A 1,504-nucleotide genomic window follows, 5' to 3' on the forward strand; every position below is an offset into this window, starting at 1 on the left:
AGCAAGGCCGACACGCCCGACGCCCGGCGTTGCGCCGCCGCGCTGCTCCCTCACCCGGCCCGCCAGCGCCGGTCACCAGCGCCACCGCCCAGAAGACCACCAGGGTCAGCAGGTCCGTGGGCGAGCCGATGGCGAAGCTGTAGCGCGGCTGCAGGAACAGGAAGTTGTAGACCAGGAAGGCCGTCGTCGCAGCCGCCAGCGCGGGCCTCAGGCCGTAAAGCACGCCCGCCGCCAGCACCGCCGTCAGATAGACCACGCCCAGGTCGACTCGCTCGAATGTCCGATCCAGGAACAGCGCGATCACCGTCGCCAGACCCACGAACGCCGCCCCGATCAGATAGCCGGGCCAGCCGCCGAACGCCGGGAGGCGGGCGCGCGCGGGGGCGTCGGGTTCGCCGCCGTCGGTGACCACATGGATCGCCGCGCCCCGGGCCTGACGCAGCAGCTCGGCCGCCAGAGACCGGCCCAGCCACTCCGATAGGCGACTGTCCCTGCCCTTGCCGATGACGATCTGGGTGACGTTGGACCTTTGGGCGTGATCCATCACCGCGCGCACCACGTCGTCGCCGGTCAGCACCAGCGTCCGCCCGCCCAGCTGCTCCGCCAGTTTGAAGGCCTCCGACAGCCGCGTCTCGGACGGCGCCGACCGGCGTCCGGCCGAGGGCCGATCGACGTGAGCCACCGTCCAGGGGGCATCCATCATCATGTCCGACAGGCGCCGGCCCGCCCGCACCAGCGAGGCCGCCATGGCGTCCCCGCCGACCAGCACCAGAATCCGCTCGCCGGCCGCCCCACGGTCCCTGCATGCCCCGCTCGCGCAGGGTCGCCACCAACTGGTCGTCCACGGTCTGGGCCGCGCGGCGCAGGGCCAGCTCGCGCAGGGCCGTCAGGTTCTCGACCTTGAAGAAATTCTCCGCCGCCAGCCGCGCGGTCTCGGGGACGTAGACCTTGCCCTCGGCCATCCGCTTGCGCAGCTCGTCGGGGGTGATGTCCACCACCTCGATATCGTCGGCGCGGCTAAGCGCGCTGTCCGGCACCGTCTCGCGCTGGCGGACCCCAGTGATGCGAAGCACCACGTCCGACAGGCTTTCCACGTGCTGGATGTTCAGCGTGGTCCAGACGTCGATCCCGGCGTCCAGGATCTCCTCCACATCCTGCCAGCGCTTGGGGTGACGCGAGCCCGGGGCGTTGGAGTGGGCGTACTCGTCCACCAGCAGCAGATCCGGCCGGCGGACCAGGGCGCCGTCGATGTCGAACTCCAGCAGGGTCCTGTCGCGATGGACGATCGGTGCGCGCGCCATCACCTCAAGGCCTCGCAGCAGGCTGGTCGTCTCCTTGCGGCCGTGGGTTTCGGCCACGCCGACCACGACGTCGGCGCCCTCGGCCTTCCGCCGGCGGGCGGCGCGGAGCATCTCGTAGGTCTTGCCTACGCCCGCGACATGCCCAGGAACCACCTTCAGCGCCGCGTCCGTCGGCGGGCTGAGGTGTGGCATCGGCGTCGACG

General features: G+C 71.5%; 1 pseudogene. It reads right to left on the reverse strand.

Features of this window, described 5'->3' with window-relative positions:
• Positions 1-1,493, reverse strand: a pseudogene (locus AC2W7C_RS17730) (DUF4118 domain-containing protein); the annotation flags it as partial.
• Positions 1,494-1,504 lie beyond the last annotated feature (11 nt).

This window comes from Brevundimonas sp. CURTG3B2_SDJG (assembly GCF_057364705.1).